The following is a 25529-nucleotide window of genomic DNA, read 5'->3' as shown; positions in this document are numbered from 1 at the left end:
ACAAGCGACATCGTTTGCAGTAGCCCCCGTCATGGCGTTTGATAATCTTTGCAAGCTTCTCTCAGAGAAGTACCCCGATCGATTTGCGACCTGGATTTTAGGGACAACACCGAACCCAATCATGGTGTTGAAAACTGAACTAAGTATCGAACCGATTCGAGCCGATTCTGTCACGCTGTTGCAAACGCAAGAGCGCATCCTCCATCTGGAATTTCAGGTAAAGATCGAGTCCGATCCCCCACTGCCGCTGCGGATGCTGGACTATTGGATACGACTACACCGCCTTTACCGCTTGCCTGTTACCCAGGTTTTAGTCCTGCTTCTCCCTCCATCAAAAAGCACCATCATTGAAACAGCCTTTGTACTTGAATCAACACGCCATGAGTACAGAGTCATTCGCCTTTGGGAAGAAGATCCAGCCATTTTTTTAGATGACGTGGCCTTATTGCCGCTGGCATCACTAGCGGCGACAACCGCTCCTGAGCAACTTCTCGATCGAGTCGCTCAACAGGTAAATAGAATAGAATCAACGCAGGAGCGACAGCAAGTTTCCGCTTACGCACAGCTATTAGCAGGACTACGCTTTAAGAAAGCATTAGTGCAGCAATTGTTTCAGGAGGGCATGATGCGAGAGTCGGTCATTTATCAAGAGATCCTCCAAGAAGGACGACAAGAAGGACGACAAGAAGGACGGCAAGAAGGACGGCAAGAAGGACGACAAGAAGAAGGAGTAACGCTCATTTTGCGGCTACTCAAGCGACGGTTAGGCACAGTTGACGAAACCATTCAATCTCAGATCACGACCTTACCGTTACCACTTCTAGAAGATCTGGGAGAAGCCCTGCTGGATTTCTCTGATTCAAACGATTTGATGAACTGGCTACAAACGCATCAGTCTTGAACAAATCCGCTCGTAACCACTGCTGTTCTTTGCCTTTGCCTTCAGGTGAAATTTAAGACCTTTGCAACGGTTTGAACGTCTTTATCGCCTCGACCAGAGCAGTTGATGACGATGCGAGGACTACCAGTGAGTTGAGGGCAGAGCGCTTCGAGGTAAGCGATCGCGTGAGCCGTTTCCAACGCTGGAATAATCCCTTCTAGCTGTGACAAGCGCTGGAACGCGGCAAGTGCTTCTGCATCTGTGATGCTGTAGTACTCTGCTCGACCCAGGTCTTTAAGGTAGCTGTGTTCAGGCCCTACACCGGGGTAATCCAGTCCAGCACTGATGGAGTGCGCTTCTGTCACCTGACCATCGTCGTCTTGCAGCAGATAGCTCATGGCACCGTGTAGCACGCCGACTCGTCCCTGGGTGAGCGTCGCCGCATGTTTTTCGGTATCAACGCCTTCACCTGCTGCCTCAATACCAATCAAGCGAATGCTGGCTTCATCAACGAACTCATGAAACAACCCGATCGCGTTGGAACCGCCGCCCACACACGCCAGCAGAATGTCGGGCAATCCACCCCACTTCTCCTGACATTGCACGCGAGTTTCTTGACCAATCACCGTATGAAAATCACGCACGATCATGGGGTACGGGTGCGGCCCTGCTACCGAACCTAGAATGTAATGCGTATCTTCTACATTCGTCACCCAGTCACGAATCGCCTCAGACGTCGCATCTTTAAGCGTGCCTGTGCCTGCTTCAACGGGCGAAACCTCAGCACCCATGAGCCGCATCCGAAACACGTTCAGTGCCTGCCGCTCCATATCATGCACACCCATGTAGATGACGCACTTGAGACCGAAGCGAGCGCACACGGTTGCGGTTGCTACACCATGCTGCCCTGCACCCGTTTCAGCGATGACGCGCTGCTTGCCCATGCGTTTTGCCAGCAATACCTGCGCCAGAGCATTGTTAATCTTGTGCGCACCCGTATGATTGAGGTCTTCGCGCTTCAAATAAAGTTGCGGACCTGTGCCGTCTGGCCGTGCATAGTGAGCAGTTAGCCGCTCAGCGAAATATAGCGGACTAGGCCGTCCTACGTAATCCCGCAAAAGACCCTGGAGTTCCTGCTGAAAGTCGGGATCAGCGCGATACTGTTGAAATGCGGCCTCTAACTCAACCAGGGCAGGCATCAACGTTTCGGGGACGTACTTACCGCCAAATTTGCCAAAACGACCGAGCGCATCGGGGCGGTTCTGCGGCAACGTGCGTGTGGGTTGCAGGAAGCTGGAGGGGATGGGCGTAGTGGTCACAAGCCTGTAGGAATGTAGGGTATCCCTCATTATAGGTCTGAAGTTGCTGGGCTTCCAGTGTTCAGAACGATCGCTTGATGCTTGCGTTGATGAAGCATTATACAAAGATGACCCTTGCGTGAGTGCAAAAGCGGACTCAAGAGCATGTTGTACAGCGCATGACCATCCCCAGAAGCACGCCACTCCTGGCAATCGCCCATCCCCGACAGCAATCCTTAACTCTCTTTGCCATTTTCGACGATCGACAGCATGCCTTGCAAAGTAGCAGGAATGCTACGGGGGTCCATAAACATCACTTTGCTGCTGTCGCTCTTACCGATCGTGGCACCCATGTCGAGGTAGTTCAGAGCCAACAGCATTTTTCCGGCTTCGGGCGCTTTGGGGTCAGCTTTGAGGGATTGGTTCACAATCTGGATTGCTTCAGCCGTTGCCTGTGCTTTCAAGACCTGGTTTTGGCGTTCTGCCTGAGCGCGGAGAACGATCGCCTTTTGCTCGGCTTCAGCTTGTAAGATGACGGACTTCTGGCGAGCTTCGGCATCCAACACTTGCGCCTCTGCTTTACCTCTAGCCGAGTTTACAGCGGCTTCGCGTTCGCCTTCCGAGGTGAGGATTGCAGCCCGTTTACGCCGCTCTGCGGACATTTGCAGTTCCATCGATTCTTGCACAGCCTGCGATGGGATGATGTCTCGTAGTTCCACCCGCGTCACTTTAACGCCCCAGGGATCGGTGGCTTCGTCGAGTTCTTGCAAGAGGAGATCGTTAATCTGCGATCGAGCGGTAAACGTCTCATCCAGCTCCAATTTACCCATTTCAGCCCGGATTTGAGTAAGGACTAGATTGACCATAGCGGACTGAAGATCCTGCACTTTATAGTATGCTTTCGCCATATCTATGATGCGCCAATACACCACCGCATCTACCGTGATCGAGACGTTGTCACGGGTAATAGACGGCTGGGGCGGAATATCCAGCACGCGCTCCCGAATAGTGCCCTGAAACGCAACCCGCTCTAAGACGGGTACAACAAATTTTAGACCGGGTTCCAACTTGCGATCGTAGACACCCAATCGTTCTACCAGTGCTTCATTGCCCTGCTGAATCACCTTGGCAGACGAAAGAGCTACACCACCACCACCAATTAATAGCGCTAAAAACCAACCAAACATGCCGGGTATCTCCCTTCGTAAATAATTGCTTTGTGAGTTGTTGCTTTGCAAGCATAGCGATCGTATAAGCGCAGCAACTGCTCAGGAATGCAGCAGATGCAAAGGCATGACGATGAGCGTCGTGCCTTTGCGCGCGATGACATAAACCTTTTGATTGGGGGCGATCGTCACCTCATGATCCTCACAGCGAGCGGCCCAAGAGTTACCTTCATACCGGACACGCCCAAGCTTTCCGGGTGCAATTTCGGTCAGGGTTTCGGCTTCGGTTGCGTCAAACTTGCGAGCTGCCGTTTGTCGTATGAAGCGGCGGGAATAGAAGACGAGTCCCAGCGACAGTGCCATCCACAAGACGACCTGTAAGCCCAAGGGAATAACCGAAGAGACTGCTGCGACAACAAGCGCACTAATGCCCATAACACAGGCAACAAAGGCCGTCGGTACGATAAATTCGACGAGACAAAGAACGGTTCCGACTATGAGCCAGATCATCGTAGGGGTCAGCGCCATATATAGCTATGCTCTGAACGTGTGAATGAAAGCAGATGTAATCGCTACTGGTAGATCCAGCCTGTACCAATTGCATTTCGGATAGTCACAGCGATAAATTTCTTAAGAAAATGATTGAGCCTGATTGCAGCTTTCGCTCCTATAGTTGATAGGCATTAGTCTCAATCAGCAAGAAACACGCTATGCCTTAGAGTTCCCTGAAAACTCAAGACATTTGACGTTTGATTGGAGTGTTCTTTCGATCATCCACGATCGCACACACGAGCAAACGCTTGGCACTGTAACCGATGTCACCAGTCTAATCTCCGCACGTATGGTCTGGGCGATCGATACAACGAACGTAACGTCGGGTGGGCCGTGAAAGTCGTCAGTTAAAAGCCTTTATTTAAACCCTTAAACGCATGAGTGATTCTAAGCCGCAGCTTTGCTGCCCCAATCCAAGCTGTGCCGCGCCTCTTAATCCGCTGGGAACGCTTGCCTGCGTCTCATGTCAAACACCGCTGGTCTACCGCTACCTGTGGGCCGTAGGGCAACGCCTGGAGCTTCCGTCTGTAGGGTCGCAGGTTGCAGGCAGATACTACGTAACAGCCTCGCAGATTTGGCTGGATACTCAACCAGGTTTGATGCCTGATGTGCCTGTTGAGTGGTCAGATGACGTGTTGCCCTATCTACATCTTTACCCGCAGCGGCTGCATCTTCCAGAAGTGTATGGCTTTTGTCCGCCGACAGACACCCTTCAAGAAGGAACGCTTTTTCTGCTGGAGAATGTGCCGCTTGATGCCAAGGGAAATCTGTTGCCTGCGATCGCCCACGCTTGGACGCAAGCAACCATCCTGCGTCAAGTCTACTGGCTGTGGCAACTGCTGCAACTGTGGACACCGCTCTTGGAGCAGGGCGTTGCGTCGAGTTTACTGGCAACCGAAAACATTCGAGTAGAGGGGTGGCGCGTGCGGCTCTGCCAACTCTTTAACGATAATGACGTACTCGCGGTATCCTCAGAAGCTGCTGTATTGGCTCCCACGCTGGCAGATTTAGCTAATCGCTGGTTAGAGTGGATCGCCACAGCCAAGTCAGACATGGCGGAGCCACTACAAGCCCTTTGCTATCAGATGCGCGATACCAGCGTCGAACTGAGTACGATCGCCACACAACTGAATCAATTGCTTTTGCAACAAGCTGCCCAGCGACCGCTGCGAGTGCAGATTGTGGGCGCAACCGATACAGGCCCCCAGCGATCACACAACGAGGATGCTTGCTTTCCCGTGACGCCGACTGACAAGGCTCACTCGGAAGCACTGGCATCTCGGTTGGCGATCGTGTGTGATGGCATTGGTGGGCATGAAGGGGGCGAAGTTGCCAGCCAAACCGCCGTGCGCTCGCTGACGCTACAAGCTCAAGCGCTTTTAGCAGAAGTAGAAGCACAAACCGAGCTAGTCTCGCCCGAACTGTTGATGCAACAGCTAGAAGCCTCGGTGCGTGTGGTCAACAACCTGATTGCGGGCCAAAATGACACCCAGGGACGGGAAGATCGTCGCCGTATGGGCACCACATTAGTCATGGCACTTCAAGTCCCTCAACGCCTTTCAACGATAGACGAAGCGACGGGAAACGGTCATGAACTTTACCTCGTCAACGTGGGAGATAGCCGCGCTTACTGGATGACCGCCCGTTACTGCCATTTGTTGACCGTTGATGATGATGTCACAACACGAGAAGTACGGCTCGGTCGATCGCTCTATCGAGAAGCCTTACAACGACCCGATGCAGGTGCGCTGACGCAAGCGATCGGCACTCGCGATGCTGAATTTCTACACCCAACGATTCAGCGCTTTATCTTAGAGGAAGATGGCGTGCTGCTGCTGTGTTCGGATGGGTTGAGCGATCGCGGTCTGATCGAAGCATCCTGGGCAGAGCATACAGATGCCATTCTCAAGGGCAAGCATTCTCTGGAACTAGCCGCCAAAAACTGGATTGATCTAGCAAACCAGAAAAACGGTCATGACAATACGTCGGTTGTTTTGCTCCGCTGCAATGTCTCCTCAGCCTTACCCGAACCTTCGCTACCAAGACCTACTAACCGGAGAGGCGAATCCGAGTGGTCAGCAGCGTCCAGAGCGTTGCAACAAGATGAACCAGTTGCCGCCCCATCAAGCGGTTCAGCCAGAAGTCCGCGATCGCGCCAACTCCTCTTACTGGGAGGGCTACTTGCCTTCTTGCTCATTGGCAGTGGCATTGGGTTAGCGGTCTGGTCACAACTGAACCCAACGGGTTTTCACCAATTCCGTGAGCGAGTGTTACCACGATCGTAGGAAGGGTACAGTCTTATGCAAAGATAAGGAATTGTTCAAATATCGAGTCGTACTGACAGCGGCGATAGCTGTTAAGTAGCTAGAACAAGTTAAGTATGGAACCACTGGTGGAATGGGTTAACGACAGCGTGACCCATGCTGGTCAAGGGTTCGATGCGTTACGGCTATGCCTAACTCATCCTACAAATAATTTTGTCTATCTACTTATTCAGGAAGCGGCTGTTATCCAGGAAGCCTAGTTATGCAAGTTGGTGAAACGTTCCCGGTTGGAAGTCGTGTCCGTGTGGCAGAATCCGTCATTGTTTATCATCACCCAGAACACCGCAATCAAGCCTTTGATTTAAAGGGGCAAGAAGGGGAGGTCATTCAGGTGATTCGGGAACTACACGGTAAACCTGTGAGTGCCAACTTGCCGTATCTCGTCAAGTTTGACAAAAAATTTCGTGCGCACTTTCACCAAAACGAGCTGGAGTCGGTTTAACGATCGCGTAGCGGCCTCCGAGCCTTGTTCAAACGCTGACAGTAGCGAAGCCCCTAGCGTCGTCGATTAAACCAGCCCAAGAGATTAAGATCGCCCTGCATTCGCTGTAGTTCTGCTCGATTGGCGGCAGCAGTACGATGATACCAATCACAGTGTGCCTCGAATTCAGCGCGATATTCCACTTCACGGTAAAAATCGCGGGTCAATGCATAGGTCACAATCGCTTCGGAAAGGGGTTGGGGGGCGATCGTAATCCAACGAAGGTGATTTAGCATGAGCTACTTTGTAGTGGACATGAGACCGCTGCCTCTGACTCCATTCTAAGAACTACAGCCTAAGAACGTGCTCAAGAAATTCGGGATGCTGCTCTAAATCATCTGGCGATGCCAACGCTGGCATCTCTATTCAAGTCGCTTCTGCGCGTAGCTTATCCACATAGGCGTAGAGTGCCACTTGGATCATCTCGATGCGTCAACACGTAAGTATGTAGCTCTTTCTGCCTCATAGCTTCAAAGTCATGCTTGCTCATTGTACGTCCGTTAAGTTTCCTGCATGAATCGTCGTAGCCCTTAAGAAGCTAACCAAAAATCCATCCTAAATCCGACCTTAATAACAGCAAACGCATTGACGAAAGCTAATTTCAAAGCGCGGTGCCAAGATTTTCTCCGGTAATATTCTGTTACAAGTGTGAGTGCGAAGAGACCAGCGCCAAAAAATGTTGTACAAAACAATCTTGAGGTAAGCCCCTTATTTCTCTCTACTTGTTTAAGCTAGGCATTGCTGTTGGAGATGAGGACTTCGCCTTTGAGCATCCGTTGAGCGGCATCCAACAGCGCTTCTTCCAGGTAGGGCTTGGTGAAGTAGCCACTGGCACCGAGGGAAACAGCCATTTGACGGTGACGATCGGCACCGCGAGAGGTCAGCATAGCGATCGGCAGGTGGCTGAGGTTGGGGTCTTTCTGGATGCGGGAGAGCAATTCCAGACCATCCATACGGGGCATTTCGATGTCGCAGAACACAATGTCGCAGGGCAAGCCAGCACGGAGTTTTTCCCAGGCTTCTTGCCCGTCTCTTGCCTGCTCCACCCGATAGCCGACCTTGTTGAAGGTCATCGACAGCAGTTCGCGTACCGTGATGGAGTCGTCCACAATGAGTACCGTTGGCTCTGTCTTGGCAATCGGCGCTTCCTGAACGATGCTGATGCCGCCCTGCTCCCACAGAGAACCACCCACATCTTTGCGGATGCGACCCATTGAGAGATCGATCAGTTCCAGCACATCCGCGATCGGCATGATGCGACCATCCCCCAGCACGGTAGCGCCTGCAACGCCAACAGGTTTGGGAATGGGTCCTTCCAACTGTTTGATCACAATCTCCTGTTCGCCCAGCACCTGATCCACCTGGAGCGCCAGGAAATTACCCGCACTGCGCAGCACGACGATCGACACAATGTCGTCTTCCTGGTTGCCACCATAAACGTTGCCTCGGCTGAGATGGCGGCTGTAAGACAGCAAGTCATTGAGCGGACGTAACGGCAGGAGTGAGTCACGCCAGGGAATGCACGCTTGCCCTTCAGCGTTGACTTGAATCCGCTCTTTGGGCACATCCAGCATGTCCTCCACCCCATCCATTGGAAAGGCAATGCGGGCGCGATCGCTGATGCAGCACAGCGCTTTGGAGATACTGAGCGTTAACGGTAGACGGATGGTGAACGTGGTGCCCTTGCCGTAGGTCGAGTCTGTATTGATAGCACCTCGAATTTCGCTCAGGCTGGTACGCACCACATCCATGCCAACCCCTCGACCGGAAAAGTCATCTGCCTGATCTTTGGTGCTAAAGCCAGCGTGGAACAGCAAATCATACACATCTAGCCGCGACATACTTTGGGCTTCGGCAGACGTAATCAATCCCTTCTCGATCGCCTTGGTTTTTACACGATCGATATCAATACCTGCACCGTCATCCGATACCGAGATGATGGTTTGGTTCCCCTGGTGAAAGGCTCGAATCGTGATACGCCCAGCCGGAGATTTGCCTGCCGCACGCCGGACCTCCGGCGACTCAATGCCGTGAGTGATGGCGTTATTCACCAAATGAGTCATGGGGTCATACAACTGCTCCAGAATCATCTTGTCGATGAGCGTCTCACGGCCTTCTACATTCAGTTCTGCCTGCTTGCCAACTTTCATGGCAATGTCGCGTACAGCGCGGGGCAAACGATCGGCGGTTTGGGCAAATGGCACCATGCGCGATCGGGTCAGTCCTTCCTGCAACTGCGTCGTCACCTGACGGAACATGCGCGTGACCTGATCGGTTTCATCCACGATGAACTCGATGTCAGACGCAGATTCCCGCACTCGTACAATCAACTCAATCATTTCCTGCGAAAGGCTGTGGAACCCGGTGAAGCGATCCATTTCCAGCGGATCGTACTCAATGCCTGTCCCGGTGTCTGCCTGGACAACAGTACCACTATCGCGGGACGAACTCGGTAGACTGAAGGCGCTGCGGTGGCTCTGACGGCTGGCAAGGAGGGAGCTTTCCAGGAGCGATCGCTCATACAAGTCCTGCATGCGTTGACCCACATCGCTCAGTTGTTGCACCTGGTAGAGCAAATTATCGAGCGACTGACGGAGACGCTCCTGGTCTTCCTCCAGGCTGTTGCGGTTAACCACCAGTTCCCCAACCAGGTTGCTGAGGTTGTCTAAATGCTTGACGGGCACCCGCATCGTCTGCTCGCTGAAAACCCTACCGGGACGAGTCGGGCGGCGATTTTGTGCCGAAACGCTGCTGCGGGCAATCTTCACCGTTGGTGAACCGCCCATTTTCTCTTCAGCATCCTTCAGCAAATCATCCAGCTCGTCAAACTCAGAGGCGCGCGCGGCAACATCAAAAGACGATGCCGATGGGTCGGCAGGCTCAAGTGATTCGCCCTGCAAGAGCGATTCCAGATCAGAAAAGTCGTCGAGCTGGGATGAGGTGGTTGCGCCAAAGGCCATCATGCCACCAGCCATCCCTCCCAATGCATTGATGTCTGAGATAGGGGCATCTGCATCGGGCGTGTCAGAAAGCAGATTATCCAAATCGGCCAGAGCATCTGCACTCGGAGTCTCTTGATCAAGAAGCGCCTCTAAACCAGAAAATTCATCGCTGTCTGTGACGCTGTCAGAGACCAGCAAGCGATTCAAATCGGCAAGCTCATCCGTCTCTTGACCGAGAAGATCATTAAACGCGAGGTCGTCAATGTCTTCTGATGTGTTCCTTTCATCCAGAAAGTCATCAAGCTCCCCAAGCGCGTCGGTAGCCGATGGGGTAGCCGATTCATCTAGTAATTGATCTAGATCAGGCAGGTCATCCCTGGACACTCGCTCATCTGAAGGAGGCTCACCAATAGCTGTTTCCCAATCAAAATCAGCCATTTCTGGAGTTGCGGAAACAGCATCTAAAAGCGAACGGCTCTCCGGTGCATCGATCGCAGCATTAGCATCCGGTGTAGCCTGATCCAACAGAAACGAAGCGTCATCACCACCAGCGTCATCAAAGAGCAGGTCAGCAGAGGCCGTTGATGGTTCTTCCGCCATTGCATCGAACCCTACCGCATCAAACGCAGAGCGATCGAACTCTAATGAGAAGACATCACCTTCAACATTCTCTGTCGCCGTACCATTACGCTCATTGAGTGGGTCAAAATCGAGGAGAGCGTCGTCAAACTCTATGCCTTCCTCTGTCAGCGCTGCATTCGATTCGTTACCCTCAGGCGTTTGCAGCGCAAAGAGTTCGTCATCAAAGTCTAACGCGGCTCCCGTATCTGAAGCAGTATCAAAGTCAAGGCTACTGTCAGTCTCTAGAGCGTTGCCAAAGTCAAGGTTGGTGTCAGCACTGGTTAGGGCAGGAGAGACCTCAGCCAAGCCGCCAAAGTCAAGCAGATCATCGTCAAAGCTTAAGCTCTCTTCGTCTGCGCTGGCTTCTGTCACATTGGATAGAGTGGCTGCGTTCTCTGTAGCAGGTGATCGATCCCAAGACTCTAAAGACGCATCGCTCACGGCTTCTGCCGCTGGTATGTCAGCAGAGAACATCTCACCGAGATCCAGGTCGCCGCCAAACTCCAAGTCCGACGATTCATTGAGCGCATTCGCTGACTCATCCAGGCTGTCCAAGGCACTGAGTCCCAGTCGATCATCGCTCAATGCTTCTGAAGGCCTGTCGCCCAAATGTGCGTCTGGCTCAACGCCGATCGTCAGCAAGTCGTCGGGTAATTCCAGGCTATCGACGGATTGAGCGGGTTCATCAAAGAAATCGCCCAGGGCATCGGTCATGCTGGAAGGCTCGGCCCCTGATAAATCATCCAAAGACGCGGAAGCCGCATCAAAGTCAAAGGCGTCAAAGTCGGGTAACGTTTCCAAAGATTCACTGAGTAGGTCGTCAGTACCCGCGATCGGAGTGGCTTCGTTAAGCACCGATTCACTCACCAATGGCTCTTCTAGCGCTGCCGCTAGATCGGGCGATCGCTCTAGTGGGTCTAACGCCAACCAATCTTCAGAGGTATCTAACAGATTGGTGTCCAGCGCATCGTCTGTATCCAGGCCGTTAAACTCAATGTCTAGACTATCGTCTAAAGCGGCTGTTGACGAGCTTGCGTTCTCAGACTGACCAAAATCAAAGTCATTGAAATCAAGGTTTAGCCCCTGTGAGGCATCAGGTGTCTCCAAATTGGGCATCTCTAGATCGAGCGACTGGCTTTGAGGGGGTTCCGAGGTTGCCCAGGGATCAGAGACATCGCTTTGAATGGTCGTAGCTAACACGTCAGGAAATTCATTCTCTTCAGCAAGCTGATCGAACGCTGTCAGGTCAACGTCCTCGCTTGGTATTGCGTCATCTGCCAGCAGCGACGCAATCGACGGGTCAAAACCGTCATCAGAAAGCTCTTCTAGTAGCGGGTCTGCCTCCGAAAAGGCATCCGTCGGCGGTTGTTCAGAGGTAGGGTCAAGCAGGCTACTAAAGTCCAGGTCGTCTAAATCACCTTGATCAGACAGCTCCTCAATGGCATCGGGCAACGAGTGATCGCCAAAGAAATCACCAGCCTCAAAGTCAGGCTGGCTGACTGGCGTTGGCGCAAGGGACTTATCCATCCAGGAGGAAGAGGGCTGATCAGCAGAAACCGGAGTTTCCGCGCTAGAAGGCTGATTCAACTCTTCCCACGGATCGGCGATCGGTGTAGCACTCGCGTCAGGGGCTGTAAATGGCATCGTGCTTTGCTCCTCTAGCCCCTTGGCCAAAGAATCATCTAGCAAAGAAGCATCCAGGTCGTCTAGCCTCAGTTCAACAGGCGTACTTTCAGCGCCGTCTTGGAGCGATGAAAAGGCCAGATCATGCTCGCCTTCCATTCCTGCAAAGAGTTCACCCAAGTTATTTAAGGGTGAATCAGAGGTTGAGGTAAGTTCAAAATCCGATGCGGTCGATCCAGCCTGGGAAGGTGTATCCAAACCCGACTCGCCAAACACGTCATCAAACGCAGCTTCATCAAACGTTTCGATGGAAAAGGTGCGCTCTGTTCCAGCGGCAGTTGTAGCAGTTAAATCAGCCATGCCAGACTCTGCAAAGAGAGCGTCCAGATCAGAGCTATCTTCGCTGGCAAGGGTCTCTGACGCCAACACATCGTCGCTGAAGAGATCGGTTAGTGCATCCTGAGAAGAGGTTGATGCTTCCTCCTGCCCCATTTCAGTTTCATCAAAGAGAAGATCCGAAAAATCGGCTGATTCGTCTCGCCCACCAGCCTCTACGGAGCTAGCGGCATGTATTGGGGTCTCTGTCAGAATTTCTTCTTCTTGCCAGGTAGACCCTAAATCGGGCACTTCGCCCTCAAATAAGTCGGCGAGGCTGTTGAGTTCTGCCATCCCAACCTCTGGACCTTGCTGATCATCAGCCTCAGCCGCCACTGGCGCAGCTTCTAAATCATCGCCAAAGTCGATCGCAGCCTCGACCGATGCGGCATCCAGACTACTGCCAAAGTCGATCGCGAGTTCGGAAGTTTCTAACTCAGCGAACAAAGCCTCGTCAGAGGTAGCAGCCTGCGGTTCTATGAGCCAGCCGCCGTCATCGGTCGCCAGCAAATCAGCAAACGCGTCTTCGGTCATTTCAAGCGGTGGCGCGGGTGGTTGCAGGGCTTGCAGTTGAGGACAGGGTTCAATGTCGGCAGCGCGGCCAGAGAGCACCTGTTCTTGAGCACGCTTAATATCTCGAATCACAATCGGAGCCAGCGCTCGATACGCATTTTCGGGATGACCGATCGCCGCGTGTGCCTGCTCAAGCAACTGACACCAGTTTGACAGATTGAACTGCTCGCCAATCCCAATCAACTGACGGCAGAGGTCTTGAAGCTGTTGACGATTGGCTGCATCCAACTCAGACTGCTTAAACAGTTGGAGCATCTCACGCAGCCGCAGCGGAATCTCGTTTTGAAAGAGTGAAATAAAAGCACTGTCCTGCTGCGCAGCAGAGGCTGCCAGTTGAGTAGCCGCGATCGGGCGATCGGCGAGAGACGAGGCTGGAGCCGCACCACTCGCCAGCACATTCAAATGGTTCTCTAGCTCTCCAAAGACAGGTTCTACACCAGCAACCGTCGTGTTTGCAGTTTCATCCGTCAGCCCAAATGGCCCTTGTAGCTGACCTACCAGCTCTTGCAGCGCATCAAAAACCTGTAAAAACAGACTTTCCAGCTTTTGATCCACTTTAACAGGCGACTCTTTAAGAATCTTAAAATAGTCTTCTAGCCGATGCGAGACTTGTTGAATGCTGTTTAACCCCAGCATGGCTGCGCCCCCTTTCACGGAGTGGGCTGCCCGAAACAGTTCGTTGACCATTTCCTGGTCTTCAATGGTACTTTGCAGATTGAGCAACCCTTGCTCGATCGTGTTGAGGTGGTCTTTCGCCTCCTCAATGAAGTAGCCCATGATTCGCTGTTGCTGTTCAGGCTGCATGGCAGTGTCCCATTCCTTTGGAAAGTATGATTGCTACTGAGACGCATCGTGCGTTAGCCAGTCGATCGCTCAGAGGCGGTGAGAAGAACGTTTCAGTAGCAGCATCAGTACCGGACGCTGCAAGCCCTCAATTCAAGTATCAGCGGCGAAGCAGCGTGGGTCGATTCCGCCTGATGGCATACCAGTATTGTGGATTGCTCTACTGTACCTGATACACTTAAATTTGACACCTACGGCTCAGCATCCTCTGTGCGCGGCTATTTGCGTTCGATCGTTTCGACCCGGAACCGTTCTACAGAGGTGAGTAGATCACGGGCAACACCCACCAGATTTTGCAGTGAGCCAGACACTCGTTGCGCTTCCTGGGAGGTTTCTTGAGCGGTTAACTCAACCGATTGCATCACCTGCGCGACGGCACGTGACGTTTCGGTTTGCTCGACGGTATCTGCCGTAATCGATCGCACCAGCACATCAATCCGGTTGGATACCTGAATGATGTCTTCCAGCGATCGCTTCGCTTGCTCCGCTAGTCGTGTCCCCTCAATGACCTGCTGGGTACCTTCTTCCATTGCGGTCATCACAGAACCCGTTTCACCCTGAATTTGCAGTACGATTTGCTCGATTTCCTTCGATGCTTTTGCGGCACGATCCGCCAACTGTCGCACCTCGTCTGCCACGATCGCGAACCCACGACCCGCTTCTCCTGCCCGTGCCGCCTCAATACTGGCGTTGAGTGCCAGCAAGTTGGTACGGGAAGCGATCTGCGAAATCAATGCCACAATCTTGGAAATCTCTTGCGACGATTCTGCCAGACGCTTCACCTTGCGAGTGGTTTCTGCCACCGTTTCGCGGATTTCGAGAATCCCTGCTACGGTGCGCTCTACCGCTTCGCCCCCTTTAAGGGCAGTTGCCGATGCCGATCGTGCCACTTCCTCTGCTTCACGCGCACTTTCTGCCACCCGTTGAATCGAGTCGGTCATCACCTGCACCGAGTTCAGCGTGACGGCAAGCTCTTCTGCCTGACGGAGTGCATCCGATGACAAGCTGCGGGCAAACATTTCGTTGTCAGTGGAGCCTTTGCTGACCTGCCGTGCAGCGACTTTTACCTGCTGCACAATTTCACGCAGGTTTTGAATGGTCAGGTTAAACGAGTCAGCAACCGCGCCCAGCACGTCGGCAGTCACTTCCGCTTGCACCGTCAAGTCACCACGAGCCGCACCTTCCACATCATCTAGCAGACGGATCACCTGACGCTGGAGGTCTTCCTTAGCCTGCTCTTGCTCTTCTGCCTTGCGCTGTGCTTCGCTGGTGGTGGTGAGAATGACACGCGCCATCTGGTTGAAGCCAGTGGACAAGTGACCAAATTCATCTTCGGTGTAGACCGTTGCACGAGCGTTCAGGTTACCTTGCGAAACCGACGTGAACTGAGCTTGCAGGTCATCCGTAGACTGTCGAATTTTCTTAGCGGTAAATTGCCCCACCGCGAAGGCCGCCATACCGCCAGACAGGCCCCCAACTAGCGCCATTGCCCAACCCGTGCCTTGTAGCCGCGAGATGACAGCACTGGAGAGTTCTTTTTCTTGCGGGGTCGCATTGGCAGACGTGCCCGGAAGGGTGCTGGTGGAGATAAGGTTGACGACCGCGACAGCGACCGCTGAGAAGATGCCTGCTGTAATCGCCGTGTAAAATTGCTTTCGCTCGATCGGAGCATTCTCTAGAAACGCCAGCGCTCCTTGCTCCACGCTGGGAGTGGGTTCCAGCGTCTGCTGATCCCCCTGAGTAAACGTCGGCACCTGATCTGACGTGCTGGAGATGCTGAAGACTTCATCATCCGAAATGGTGGAATGAGTACCGCCATTGCTGAAATCCATCGAATCGAAGTCACGCGTGGTTGGCCTCCCGGCGAAAGCGGCTCCACCAGCTAAGGCCGCACCTCCCACCACAGCGGCTCCACCAGGCATGTCAAAGCCCGTGCCCACCGCAGGACTGGTAAAGCCTGCCGAATTTTCGGAAAGATCAAAATCAGCCAGGTTACCCAGATCGTCAAATTCATCAAACTCATCCAGGAAATCGGCACTGGCCTGCCCGGGGGTTCCAGTTTCGCTGTAAGCCCGATCGCTATACGCACTGTCTACTGGCTCTTGAGTGAAATTGGCCGCTCCGAACGTTTGGTCACCCTCATAAACGCCAGTGTTACCCATGAACAGAGTTTCATCTTCACTAATGCGAGGAGAACTGTGGCGGGCCGAAGGCGGCTCGGTGAAGCGATCGCTCATCAGACTATCGCTTTCCAGGGTGTACGGTGCTTGCTCCAGAGGTGAGACTTCCGGCAAATCGAGAGGCGCAAAGGCATCGTCAAAATCATCCAAGGCCGAGGCAAACTGATCATTCGGATTCGCGCTCGTACCAGCCTCCACTGTTCCATAGTCAAAGGGTTGGATAGCTTCTTCCGGAGACAGTAAGGGTTCTGCTAGAGGCTCCTGTAAAAAGGAGTCTTCTGGGAGAGAAGACAGTTCTGCCGCATCCACTGAGAAGGGGTCAGAGAAAGCGTCGAGGCTGTCTACCAACTCTGAAGGCTCGGAGTTTAGATCAGAGGCTTCTTGCAGATGAGTGCCGTGATCAAACGGGCTAGCAAATGACTCAGAGCCGGAAGGTGCGAAATCGTCGGGCGCTGTAAAGCTTTGCTCGAAAGCATTCACTTCGTCAAACTCGCTGGCGGTTCCATACTCATTCGCCACCGCGCTGAAGTTAGGGTCTCCGTACTCATTCGCCACCGCATTGAAGTTGGGATCAAAGTTGGAGTCAAAATCAAGCGGGTCAGAGCCGAAGGCATTGTCAAATTCGTTGTCTAATCCCAACACATCGCCATTCTGCCAATTGTTTGCCGAGGCATAGTCAGCGTCCGCTGGCGCGAATGCCTCAGGCTCGCTGGCCGCACCAAAGTGTTCTCCACTACCGTCACCAACACTGCCAGACTGGCTGGTGATATAAGCCAAGCCATCGTTGGCGTAGTTGATAAATTCTTGATCGGCAGTCAGCCCCAACACTGACTGGTACTGCTCTCTAGCGACCGCGAACTGCTGTAGCCCATAGCAGTAAACGTGACCGCGCAGCAAGGAGGCGCTGGGGTCTTCAGGGAATTCTTTGACGAGGCGATCGACAATCTCGGCAGCCTCCTCATAGTTGCCCTGCACGTAGGCTTTCTGCGCCTGTTGATATTCCTGTGCGTATTCAGTACCGGATGCCATTTGCCTCCTCCCAGTTGCGTATTGAGTGCTGTAGCTTAGGCAGAGCGGAGGGGTTGCGACGTTCGGAACGGTTGCAACCGACACCGCATTCAATCCGCGTAACGTGTTCCTCAGTTTTACTGCGAGTTCTCATTTTTTTCACGTCAATTTCTCTCCTAAGCTGCCCATCGAGCGGATCGCAGAATCGCAATCTGATCCAGCAGTCGCAGAAATTTATTCGACTGAGCATCTAGAACCCACTCACCCCGCAGGAAGGGAGCGACGCTATCAGGAACATTCGTAGACATCTGCACCTCCTCAATATCCAGCCAATCCATCCCCACGATGCGATCGACCGCCAGCCCTAACATAATGTCCTGATCTTCCACGGCAATGACCTGGACTTCTGGCTTATCAGTGTTCAACGGCGTTGGATCACCGAGAAATTGACCCAAATCCGCGACCCAAACCACACGCCCTCGTACATTAAGCGTACCCAAAAGCAGCGGTGAAACGTTAGGCACAGGTGTGATTCGATCGGGCGATGGCGATAGGACTTCCCGAATTCCCGTGGCAGGCAGCGCGAATTCATTGCCTGAGGTGATATAGAACCGTAAGTGCAGCTCACCTTCAGGGCTTTCTAGCTCTTGAAATTCGGGCGCTTGATCTTGCCCTCTGCCAGTTAAGAAATCTGGATTACCTACCATAGTCCCTTGCTTCAACCCCGTAACAATTGCTTGACCGTTCCCACTAATTCTGTTGGCTGAAATGGTTTGGCGATGTAAGCATCCGCTCCTTGTTTCATGCCCCAGTAGCGATCAAATTCTTCCCCTTTTGACGAGCACATCACCACGGGTACATCCTGAGTCTTTGGATCGGCTTTGAGACGGCGGCACACTTCATACCCATTCATTCGTGGCATCACAATGTCTAACACAACTAAATCAGGGCGATGTCCCTGAATTTGCTCTAGAGCTTCAACGCCATCACCCGCGACGGTTACACTCAAGCCACTCCCCTTTAAGAGATCGGTAATCATCTCTCGTTGAGTCACACTATCTTCTACGACCAAGACTGTACTCATATTCCTTTCCCTGCTTGCCGACTGAACCGTTCACGGGAAGACCCAACGCCACTCACCTTTAGTATTCACCCTAAAACGTGTAATCCATAAAGTATCCCCGATCTGCTGCTAAAGTATCGTCAATCTGTCACTAAATGGATGCGGATGAAGTCGAATCGGCATCAGTCATCTCATTTTTTAACCCATCCTCTCCTGTCTTCGCCAGTGCCCGACTCGCTTGTGGAGGATGGAGTGAGTCACCTTGCGGCATACCAACACCAATATATTTTTCGACTAACATCAAAAGCTCACTTTCACCAAAGGGCTTGGTTAAGTAGTCTGTAGCACCAACCATTTTGGCTTTGACACGATCGATAAATCCATCTTTCCCCGTTAACATGACGATCGGCAGTTGGCGAAAGGCGGTCGATTGCCGCAGCATGGCGCAGATCTCATAGCCATCTAGCTCTGGCATGGCAATATCGCAAAGAATCAAGTCTGGTTTGAGTTGGAAGACGAGACTCAAAGCATCTAAGGGGTTGCCGATCACCGTTGCTTCGTAGCCATGATGTTGCAGAATGTGCTCTACAGTCTCACGGACGGTCACACCATCGTCAATGCAAACCACCCGCAACGGTCTAGGTGACGCAGGCACACTAAACTCCTTGGAACGCACTAGCTTAAAGCCACTAGCCTCGTTTTCGTTGGCAGCAGCATAAATCAGTTGAATCACGCCTTTCTGCACATAAGGATAGATTGCCCGTGCGACAGTCAAACTATCTCGATTGAGATAGCGCGCAATTTGGCGAATGGATGTTTTACCGTCTGCATAGCGATCTAAGGTTGCCAGAGTGCGCTTAGAAAGGGCTTCCTGAAGGGTGCTAACGTCTGCGATCGCGGGGCATTGGTCAGGGGACTGAATGTGCGGATGAAACTGTTTCCATTCCTGCACCTGCGTCATGATCTTTGCCAACTGCGGCGTGATTTCTAGCGTCGTTAGCTGCGGTGACAAAGCTGGTCCCAGTTCAAAAATAAACGACCCTTGATGCAAGCTCAGCAGGTCAAACAGCGTTTCATGCACCATGTTCTGAATGATGTTGCGCCCTTGAGCGGGGGTCAGCGTATGCTTTTCAAGCAGTGCCCACAAGTAGCCATACTCCAACGCATTTGTATTAGCAGACGGCACTACCAGGTTGTTGAGCGTTGCCTCTGCTTTGTAACGGCGCAGGTAATCTGACAGCCGCGACAGGCTGGTCGAGCGATCGGTCGCATAGACAATCTGCCCATTGAGAAAAAAGACAAACCAATATTGTTCTGCCAGGGCTTTGGACGTGCGGACATCCTGCACATACACGACACCAGGGTTTCCCATTCCACTCGGCTGCGACGGGTAGGCTTCGACAAAAAGTTCACCCGTCCGCTGCCCCAACTCAATGAGTTGCAGAATGCTGCGAATGTCAATTTCATTCAACTTACCCTGCATGAAACTCCAGCCTTCTCCTCAAACGCTTGAAAACCCGTCTCGCTTCAGGCATCTTCTATAAAGCAGTGGTTGCTTGGCAAAGAATTTCTGATGTGCCAGCCTTTTCTGATGTGCCAGTATGCGCTGGCTGATACAACTTTTATACTCCCCCTGACACGTTTATCAATAGAATCTCTCAGTTTATTCTGTGGTTGAAATCTCTTCCTGCACGATCGCGCTTAAAGGTTTAGGGCAGCCTCTCGTGGCGGCGTAGGTTTCCTACACAATGGTACAAAAGCAACCTGGCTTGACAACCACGCCGCACGCATGCGAATCGCTTTACATTTCTTTACGTCATTGCTTACAGCAGTGCTAGATTAGAATCCAGCAAATGCCAAACCGATTGAAGTGTCTCAGCCAGCGTGGTCTGAGCGCGGACGCGATCAGCATCAGGTAAGAAGCCGCGATCGAACCAGCTTTAGCTCTCTGATTAAGTCTCTGCTTAGGGCTTAACTCAGTATGTTGTCGCTGGCTGACATTGACAGCGCGCTGCCGTTGCCAGGTTCTATCACACTCGGTTTAATTTTGTTAAGGGGTGCGATCGATGTTCAATTTGGGCAAGTTTTAAAGAAGGTTAGCAGACTGAACCAGGAGTCTGGCTTAGAATAGCAGGGTGAATGTGGGCGTTCTGCCTGAAGCGCAGTGCTATTCTCGATGTGCGTTCTGTTGCTCAATTCTATGCTTACATTCAGGGGGTTCTTAGCGACTCTAGCGTGAGCTTTGGAAGATGACGACCTGCCAGCAGCGTTTGCAGCACAGGCGGACATCATGACTTCAACCAGGTTAGGCGCAGTAACCCGCAGAGGCAGGCGAACAGGTTCAGTAACGGTAGTGTTTGGTTGAGCGTTAAGTGTCTTGATATGGAACTATAAATTGATACCGCTCGTCAGAGTGCTTCCCGTAGTTGCGGAATGAAGTAGCACCCGAATCAAGCGCTGGAGTGGTTGCGGCAGTCAAAATACGAAGCTGTCAAGACGCTGACGTTAAGGCGTCGATAAAACGGTAACTAAACAGGTGTGTACGATCGCAATTTGCCGCAAGGATTGTCTTGCTGGGGTTGTCTCACTACACTAGGTCTAACGAGTTTTGAACAGACCGTTAATTGAAGACCGTAAACGCGATCAAGCTTAGGCACAGACACAGAAGAGGATTATCAGCGTGCTGTATCTCGCAGAAGTACAAAAGAAAAGTGGTGGCTTGCTGGGCGGTGGCAAAGCAGAGCTAAAGCTGCTCGCCTGCCAGCGATCTGAACAAAGCTGGAGCGCTGTGCCTGGTGAAGAAATTGTTGGCTGCGAAGAAGCAAACAACTACAATGGCGGCGCGCTGGTACTGGTCGATCTAACAGCAAACAAGCAAGTGCAACGCGTCCAGGAAGCAGGGCGACAGTTGGTTAGCATTCTGCAAAACTTTTCACGACTGCAAGAAAAGTTTAAAACGCAAGAAGAAGAAATTGAGCAGTGGAAGCAATCGCTGACCTACCAGAGTCAGGAACTGAACCGTCGGGAAATGGAGATGGAAGCCCGGCGCGAACAGCTCCAGCAGATGGAAGATGACTTTGAGCAGCTAGAGCAGCAGCGCCAGGAAGTAGAAACGCTGCGGGATGAGTTTACTCAACAGCGAGACGAGTTTGAACGCAATCGGCAAGAACTCGAAGGGGCGTGGGATCATCTACGCGGCGAAATGCGTCGGCTAGAAGAACGGCAGGCAGAATTTCAGCAAACCGCCTTTCTGGATGACGAACAGGCACGCACGATCCATGAGTTGTTGAACCGTTTAGCCGGTGCCGTACCACCCACCGACGCCGTGCGAGAGCAGTTGAACGCCTCATTAGACATTCTCGCTCAGCAACAAAATACTCTGAACCAGCAGTGGCAGAACTTAGAGCAGCAACGTTCTACCGCTCAAGAGCTACAGGGAGATGCCGATCGCCAGACGCAAGAGATCGAACAACGCTGGCAAGACTGGAACCAAGCGCAAGAATCTTTGGAGCAAGGACGCGCAGAACTTAAGGTGCAGCAAACATCGCTAAACGTGCGGCAGGAGTACGCCCGCATGCTGGGTGTGCAGATTCAAAACCAGGAGGATTTGCACCAGCAGCTTTATGGGCTTGCAGACAGTTCCGATAAAGTCAACGTTGGTCAAAAGGTCGATGTTGAGGCGTTGGAGAAGCTCTCGATCGACGACCTGCAAAAGCTGGTTAGCGATCTGGAGCGTGATTTGCAAAAACTGTCGCAGTTTGTCGAAAGCCAGGAAGAGGAATTGCGCTATAAGCAGCAAGAAATCGATGAATTACAGGCAAAAATTCAGGCTGCCAACGAGTACGATCGCCTCAACCTGGAAAACGAACTGGCTGACGAACGTGACGGCTACCAGATGCTGAACGAAACCCTGGTAGGTCAGCGACGTAACCTGCGAGAACGCGAAGGACTACTGAGCCAGCACCGTAACGTTCTGTTGCGCCGTCAGGGTAATGCCGATGCCAGCCCGCCGGAAAACGACATCGATCTAGGGCCGATCTTAAGCCAGATTGAAGCCCAACGACAGCAGCAAGCCGACGAATTGCAAAAGCTGGAAAGCCAGATTGAGCAAATGCGCGGCGCGATCGACCAGGCGCAAGGCATGGTCAACAACCAGGCCGCAGAGCAGGAAAACAAGCGCAACGAACTGAAGCAGCTAGAGCAAACCCTGCTCGATCGTCGCTCTGCTGCCGCTGAAACCTGGGGACGCGTCAACCTCTACCAGGAACTACTCCAGCCGATTCAAGATAATGTAGACGGCTTGCGTCAACGCTTGGAAGGCATTGCAGGCTCAATGGCTCAATTTCAGGAAACAGGAGACTCACAAGGCCAAGCGATCGCCGAAATGCGCCAAATTCTCGCCAACCTCACCAGCACCCCAGAACTCGCTGCGTCCTAATGACATTTATAGTTGGGTTAGTGCGCGATCGCGTGAGGGTGAACCAAAAGCATTGCTCGAAGCGGTAAAGCAGAGTTGCTAGAGTAAAGATCGTAGCTAATGATGCGAGTAGCGATCACAGGGTCAGGACTTACGCAAATTCTTGCAAAACTGCCCCTCAGCCCCCAACTTTGGGAGAGCAAGCACTTAAAGTCCCCCCGAATTGGGGAATTTAGGGGGCAACTGCGTAAGTCCTGTATGTATAGGAATGTCGCTTTCGGCAATCGTGGTGAATAAGGCTGTTACAGGTTGTCTTTATCTTAGGGATTGGCACTATCTTCATTGCCAGCACCACTTGACGGCAACAGAAACATATCAATCCGTTTCAATTAATCATTCTTTTGAGAGATCACAGTCTGTAACATACGATAGACCGCATGTGTCAATCATTTCGTCTAGGGTTTAGAGCGAAGAAAGCAAAAACGCTCAGAGGAAAAACCCAATGAGAATGAGAAGCTCTATGAAGCTGAATATTTTCCCAACCACTGTAGCAGTGGCATTACTGAGTACGATCGCGGTTTTACCAGAGGTTGTACAAGCCCAGTCTGCCGCTCCGTTTCAAGTTGCTCAACAGACTGGCACCCCGCAGATCGATGATTTTTCGGTTAATTCGGTTAAGCAACTATCGCCGGGAACTGAGCTTGTGTTTACATTACAAGGCACACCAAATGCCAAAGCAACCTTGACGATCGGTAGCACGGTGAGAAATCTACCGATGCAAGAGGTTCAGCCAGGTATCTACGAAGGACGCTACACGATTCGCAGTCAGGATAGCCTCTCTAACAGCACGACTGTGCGAGCAAATTTAGCGATGGATAGTCGTGTTAGCAGTATTCGCTTACAACAACCTCTGGTCTCAACCACTGCAACAAACCCAACATCGGGTAGCAGTACCGGTCAAACGGTGGCGATTGAGAGTTTTACAGCCCAACCTGTGCAACAGCTTGACCCAGGCACGGAGTTGACTTTTACGTTGGTGGGCACTCCTAGTGCCAAAGCGACGTTCTCGATTGAAGGCGTAACGAACAATCAAGCCTTAAACGAAGTTTCTCCTGGCACCTATCAGGGCAGATACGTGATTCGTCGTCAAGATGTCTTCCCGACTTCCAATGCAAGTGTTACGGCTAGGTTACAATTGGGTCAAGAATCAGTGCGTGCCAAGCTTGACTCAACGTTGACAGCTAATAATGGCAGCGATACGAGTACAAGCCAACTACCACTGGAGATCATTAGCCCGCAAAATAACAGTCGAGTGCAGGGTTCTGTGGAACTAAAAGGACGCAGCGCCCCAGGTGCAACGGTCAATGTGAGTGTCCAAGCGGTAACATCCGTAGTAGGGATAGTGGGCTTAAATCGCAGCATTTTCAATCAAGACGTACAGACAGATGCTCAAGGAAACTTTAGCGTTTCCTTTAAGCCAACCCTTGCTGTGCCAGGAACCCAGTATGAAGTCAGCTTGAAAGCAAGTAAAGGTGCTCAAACTAATGAAGGACGCTTGGTGTTAAAACAGCAGTAGGTTCGGTATTTATAGCAGAGTGCCGTAGTAATCGGCATAAAAGCTCCATTCAAGAGCGATCGACTGACTTAATCGATCGCTCTTGAATGGAGGGCAAATCAGAAATTATTTCTGACCTGAAATTGACTGTTTTTTCTCTAGCGTTTCAAAAATTTCGTTACCAAAGTGACGGAGCGATCGCACTACTATCGGTGTCTCGGTTCCAGGTATTTGAGGCTTTGTGTTGATCCTTCAATTGCGCCGCTTCAGTTAGCATTTGTTCTGCTTCTGCTTCCAGCATGGCAGCACGATCAGCGTTGCTACCGTCTGGGATGCCCGTAATTTCTACCGTTTTCGCTAAAGCTTCAGGACAGTGATTAGCCTCGTCGATGGAGTCATGCTGATGCTCACAAAGCGGATGTAGCTCACCTTCATCATCTGAGTTAGCGACTTTTCGATATTTATCAATACCATGACCATGTTCATCAGTAATTTCTAAAACCTGCACATTCCAAGCCATCTTAAATCTCTCGCTTTGTATCCTCCACAATCATCCCATTCGGCAGCTCATTTTGCGCGATCGCATCGGCTGAAGTAATGCCAATTTGAATTGAAAATGCGACACATCCTGTAGGGGCAAGGCAATGCCTTGCCCCTACCCACTGATTGATCTGTAGCCGTCATTCTTTAAATCGGTAAACTTGTCAGCACAAAGCAGGAACGACTGCGGTGATTGACTCAGCCTATGGACGGGTGAACGTTTCCCCCTGTGGCAGAGGTACAACCACGTCAACTAAATATCATTGAGTGAAGGTTAGGGCATCAGAGGTAGACAATGTTAACGCCATATATTACCAAGGTCATCGACGTTAATCGAAAGGCAGGCAAGATTGCCCTTGCTTTGGCAGATGAGTCTGGCAATGCTGTCCATGTGGAAACCGTACCAAGCTTGCTCAGCCTTCAATTGACCTACTTACTCGTGCGGCACAAGCGCACGGATGTGCCTAAGTGGTCATCGAAGCTCGAGCATCGCTTGCAGCGAGAGTTTCGTCGGCTGGCTGATCAAGGTAAAGGGAGAAGCGCGATCGCGGCTTGAAGCTCAGATGCTAAGCGCCAACCTGGAAGGTGTAGCTGACTAAAAGCCCTACTGACGCAAGCATCATTACTGTCAAAGTGAGCACCATGCCAGCAACGCGCGGTAACTGATGGTTTCTCTCACTTGACTGACACCGAAAGCGTGTAGGATGCGCCCTAGGAGCAGGGCACTGCAAAGCTCATGCATTCACATGCCTGTCTCCACGCGACTTTCTAAGAGGTAGAGCAGTATGAGTGAGAGCGGTACGTATTCAGCAAAGTTTGCTGAATACGTACCGCTCTTGCCAGTGTAGGCTGATCATCATCTCCAATCACTACTTTCAAATGCCTCCCAAGCAAGACGATACGAAAGCTAAGCGCGACCAAACATCAAACCAAAGATCGCTGCATAGAGCAAGGTTGTTAGCATTAGTCTGTCAAGGTGTGTGACTATGCCTCAATCACTAGAGCCTCTTCCTACTTATTAACTCGGCAATGTTTGTCCCTACATCGTTTGGCATTCTGCTCTGATTGTGTAGGGTGCTGTTAGATCT

At 51.9% G+C, this 25529-nt stretch carries 20 protein-coding genes; 9 read left to right on the top strand and 11 right to left on the bottom strand.

Annotated features, from left to right (window positions below):
• The first annotated feature begins 31 nt into the window (after positions 1–31).
• Positions 32–901 (top strand): Rpn family recombination-promoting nuclease/putative transposase, encoded by an 870-nt coding sequence (locus tag AC5JLP_RS16465; RefSeq protein ID WP_496069012.1) that lies wholly within the window; start codon positions 32–34, stop codon positions 899–901.
• 41 nt (positions 902–942) lie between these two features.
• On the opposite strand, the gene trpB is transcribed toward AC5JLP_RS16465, so the two are convergent.
• The 3 genes from trpB to AC5JLP_RS16450 form a co-directional block, all read right to left on the bottom strand.
• Positions 943–2199 (bottom strand): tryptophan synthase subunit beta, encoded by a 1257-nt coding sequence (gene trpB, locus AC5JLP_RS16460; RefSeq protein ID WP_496069011.1) that lies wholly within the window; start codon positions 2197–2199, stop codon positions 943–945.
• Between the two features lie 215 nt (positions 2200–2414).
• Positions 2415–3365, bottom strand: a complete 951-nt coding sequence (locus tag AC5JLP_RS16455; protein ID WP_496069010.1) for an SPFH domain-containing protein — start codon at positions 3363–3365, stop codon at positions 2415–2417.
• Positions 3366–3446: 81 nt separating this feature from the next.
• The gene (locus AC5JLP_RS16450; RefSeq protein ID WP_496069009.1) at positions 3447–3872 is read right to left on the bottom strand and encodes an NfeD family protein; all 426 of its coding nucleotides are present in this window, start codon (positions 3870–3872) and stop codon (positions 3447–3449) included.
• A 145-nt stretch (positions 3873–4017) separates the two neighbouring features.
• Between AC5JLP_RS16450 and AC5JLP_RS16445 the strand changes: the two genes are divergently transcribed.
• From AC5JLP_RS16445 to AC5JLP_RS16430, 4 genes are all read left to right on the top strand, one after another.
• The gene (locus AC5JLP_RS16445; protein WP_496069008.1) at positions 4018–4233 is read left to right on the top strand and encodes a hypothetical protein; all 216 of its coding nucleotides are present in this window, start codon (positions 4018–4020) and stop codon (positions 4231–4233) included.
• 40 nt (positions 4234–4273) lie between these two features.
• Positions 4274–6181 carry a PP2C family protein-serine/threonine phosphatase gene (locus tag AC5JLP_RS16440; RefSeq protein WP_496069007.1) on the top strand — a complete coding sequence of 636 codons (1908 nt, stop codon included), beginning with the start codon at positions 4274–4276 and terminating at the stop codon, positions 6179–6181.
• Between the two features lie 95 nt (positions 6182–6276).
• Positions 6277–6420, top strand: a complete 144-nt coding sequence (locus AC5JLP_RS16435; protein ID WP_496069006.1) for a hypothetical protein — start codon at positions 6277–6279, stop codon at positions 6418–6420.
• A gap of 2 nt (positions 6421–6422) precedes the next feature.
• Positions 6423–6662 carry a ferredoxin-thioredoxin reductase variable chain gene (locus tag AC5JLP_RS16430; protein WP_496069005.1) on the top strand — a complete coding sequence of 80 codons (240 nt, stop codon included), beginning with the start codon at positions 6423–6425 and terminating at the stop codon, positions 6660–6662.
• 53 nt (positions 6663–6715) lie between these two features.
• Here the strand turns inward: AC5JLP_RS16430 and AC5JLP_RS16425 are convergent, their stop codons facing one another.
• The 3 genes from AC5JLP_RS16425 to AC5JLP_RS16415 all read right to left on the bottom strand — a co-directional run bounded on the left by AC5JLP_RS16425 (position 6716) and on the right by AC5JLP_RS16415 (position 13639).
• Complete coding sequence (locus AC5JLP_RS16425) at positions 6716–6937, bottom strand: hypothetical protein (RefSeq protein ID WP_496069004.1); 222 nt, start codon at positions 6935–6937, stop codon at positions 6716–6718.
• 152 nt (positions 6938–7089) lie between these two features.
• On the bottom strand, positions 7090–7191 hold the full coding sequence (locus tag AC5JLP_RS16420; protein ID WP_496069003.1) for a DUF6887 family protein: 102 nt from the start codon (positions 7189–7191) through the stop codon (positions 7090–7092).
• A 241-nt stretch (positions 7192–7432) separates the two neighbouring features.
• Complete coding sequence (locus AC5JLP_RS16415; protein WP_496069002.1) at positions 7433–13639, bottom strand: hybrid sensor histidine kinase/response regulator; 6207 nt, start codon at positions 13637–13639, stop codon at positions 7433–7435.
• 26 nt (positions 13640–13665) lie between these two features.
• On the opposite strand from AC5JLP_RS16415, the gene AC5JLP_RS16410 reads away from it, so the two are divergent.
• On the top strand, positions 13666–13851 hold the full coding sequence (locus AC5JLP_RS16410) for a hypothetical protein (protein ID WP_496069001.1): 186 nt from the start codon (positions 13666–13668) through the stop codon (positions 13849–13851).
• A 45-nt stretch (positions 13852–13896) separates the two neighbouring features.
• Here the strand turns inward: AC5JLP_RS16410 and AC5JLP_RS16405 are convergent, their stop codons facing one another.
• From AC5JLP_RS16405 to AC5JLP_RS16390, 4 genes are all read right to left on the bottom strand, one after another.
• Positions 13897–16887 (bottom strand): methyl-accepting chemotaxis protein, encoded by a 2991-nt coding sequence (locus tag AC5JLP_RS16405; RefSeq protein ID WP_496069000.1) that lies wholly within the window; start codon positions 16885–16887, stop codon positions 13897–13899.
• A gap of 155 nt (positions 16888–17042) precedes the next feature.
• A complete protein-coding gene (locus AC5JLP_RS16400) occupies positions 17043–17573 on the bottom strand; it encodes a chemotaxis protein CheW (protein ID WP_496068999.1) in 531 nt (176 codons plus the stop codon).
• An 11-nt stretch (positions 17574–17584) separates the two neighbouring features.
• A complete protein-coding gene (locus AC5JLP_RS16395) occupies positions 17585–17950 on the bottom strand; it encodes a response regulator transcription factor (protein ID WP_106258744.1) in 366 nt (121 codons plus the stop codon).
• A gap of 130 nt (positions 17951–18080) precedes the next feature.
• Positions 18081–19412, bottom strand: a complete 1332-nt coding sequence (locus AC5JLP_RS16390) for a response regulator (RefSeq protein ID WP_496068998.1) — start codon at positions 19410–19412, stop codon at positions 18081–18083.
• A gap of 1197 nt (positions 19413–20609) precedes the next feature.
• Between AC5JLP_RS16390 and hmpF the strand changes: the two genes are divergently transcribed.
• Positions 20610–22367 carry a pilus motility taxis protein HmpF gene (hmpF, locus tag AC5JLP_RS16385; protein WP_496068997.1) on the top strand — a complete coding sequence of 586 codons (1758 nt, stop codon included), beginning with the start codon at positions 20610–20612 and terminating at the stop codon, positions 22365–22367.
• Positions 22368–22866: 499 nt separating this feature from the next.
• Positions 22867–23922: a hypothetical protein gene (locus AC5JLP_RS16380; protein ID WP_496068996.1), complete on the top strand. Its 1056-nt coding sequence runs from the start codon at positions 22867–22869 to the stop codon at positions 23920–23922.
• A gap of 157 nt (positions 23923–24079) precedes the next feature.
• On the opposite strand, the gene AC5JLP_RS16375 is transcribed toward AC5JLP_RS16380, so the two are convergent.
• Complete coding sequence (locus tag AC5JLP_RS16375; protein WP_496068995.1) at positions 24080–24421, bottom strand: hypothetical protein; 342 nt, start codon at positions 24419–24421, stop codon at positions 24080–24082.
• A 315-nt stretch (positions 24422–24736) separates the two neighbouring features.
• Here AC5JLP_RS16375 and AC5JLP_RS16370 point away from each other — a divergent pair, with 315 nt between their 5' ends.
• Positions 24737–24997, top strand: a complete 261-nt coding sequence (locus tag AC5JLP_RS16370) for a hypothetical protein (protein WP_496068994.1) — start codon at positions 24737–24739, stop codon at positions 24995–24997.
• The last annotated feature ends 532 nt before the right edge of the window (positions 24998–25529 follow it).

It is taken from the genome of Stenomitos rutilans (genome assembly GCF_059505485.1).
The sequence above is the reverse complement of the archived record's forward strand: the minus strand, read 5'-3'. Positions and strand labels throughout refer to the sequence as shown.

Bases quoted from the DNA above. Each gene is read 5' to 3' on its own strand.
- AC5JLP_RS16465 (WP_496069012.1), top strand. From the start codon at position 32: ATGGCGTTTGATAATCTTTGCAAGCTTCTCTCAGAGAAGTACCCCGAT.
- AC5JLP_RS16455 (WP_496069010.1), bottom strand. From the start codon at position 3,365: ATGTTTGGTTGGTTTTTAGCGCTATTAATTGGTGGTGGTGGTGTAGCT.
- AC5JLP_RS16450 (WP_496069009.1), bottom strand. From the start codon at position 3,872: ATGGCGCTGACCCCTACGATGATCTGGCTCATAGTCGGAACCGTTCTT.
- AC5JLP_RS16440 (WP_496069007.1), top strand. From the start codon at position 4,274: ATGAGTGATTCTAAGCCGCAGCTTTGCTGCCCCAATCCAAGCTGTGCC.
- AC5JLP_RS16435 (WP_496069006.1), top strand. From the start codon at position 6,277: ATGGAACCACTGGTGGAATGGGTTAACGACAGCGTGACCCATGCTGGT.
- AC5JLP_RS16430 (WP_496069005.1), top strand. From the start codon at position 6,423: ATGCAAGTTGGTGAAACGTTCCCGGTTGGAAGTCGTGTCCGTGTGGCA.
- AC5JLP_RS16425 (WP_496069004.1), bottom strand. From the start codon at position 6,937: ATGCTAAATCACCTTCGTTGGATTACGATCGCCCCCCAACCCCTTTCC.
- AC5JLP_RS16420 (WP_496069003.1), bottom strand. From the start codon at position 7,191: ATGAGCAAGCATGACTTTGAAGCTATGAGGCAGAAAGAGCTACATACT.
- AC5JLP_RS16415 (WP_496069002.1), bottom strand. From the start codon at position 13,639: ATGCAGCCTGAACAGCAACAGCGAATCATGGGCTACTTCATTGAGGAG.
- AC5JLP_RS16410 (WP_496069001.1), top strand. From the start codon at position 13,666: ATGATTGCTACTGAGACGCATCGTGCGTTAGCCAGTCGATCGCTCAGA.
- AC5JLP_RS16405 (WP_496069000.1), bottom strand. From the start codon at position 16,887: ATGGCATCCGGTACTGAATACGCACAGGAATATCAACAGGCGCAGAAA.
- AC5JLP_RS16400 (WP_496068999.1), bottom strand. From the start codon at position 17,573: ATGGTAGGTAATCCAGATTTCTTAACTGGCAGAGGGCAAGATCAAGCG.
- AC5JLP_RS16395 (WP_106258744.1), bottom strand. From the start codon at position 17,950: ATGAGTACAGTCTTGGTCGTAGAAGATAGTGTGACTCAACGAGAGATG.
- AC5JLP_RS16390 (WP_496068998.1), bottom strand. From the start codon at position 19,412: ATGCAGGGTAAGTTGAATGAAATTGACATTCGCAGCATTCTGCAACTC.
- AC5JLP_RS16380 (WP_496068996.1), top strand. From the start codon at position 22,867: ATGAAGCTGAATATTTTCCCAACCACTGTAGCAGTGGCATTACTGAGT.
- AC5JLP_RS16375 (WP_496068995.1), bottom strand. From the start codon at position 24,421: ATGGCTTGGAATGTGCAGGTTTTAGAAATTACTGATGAACATGGTCAT.
- AC5JLP_RS16370 (WP_496068994.1), top strand. From the start codon at position 24,737: ATGTTAACGCCATATATTACCAAGGTCATCGACGTTAATCGAAAGGCA.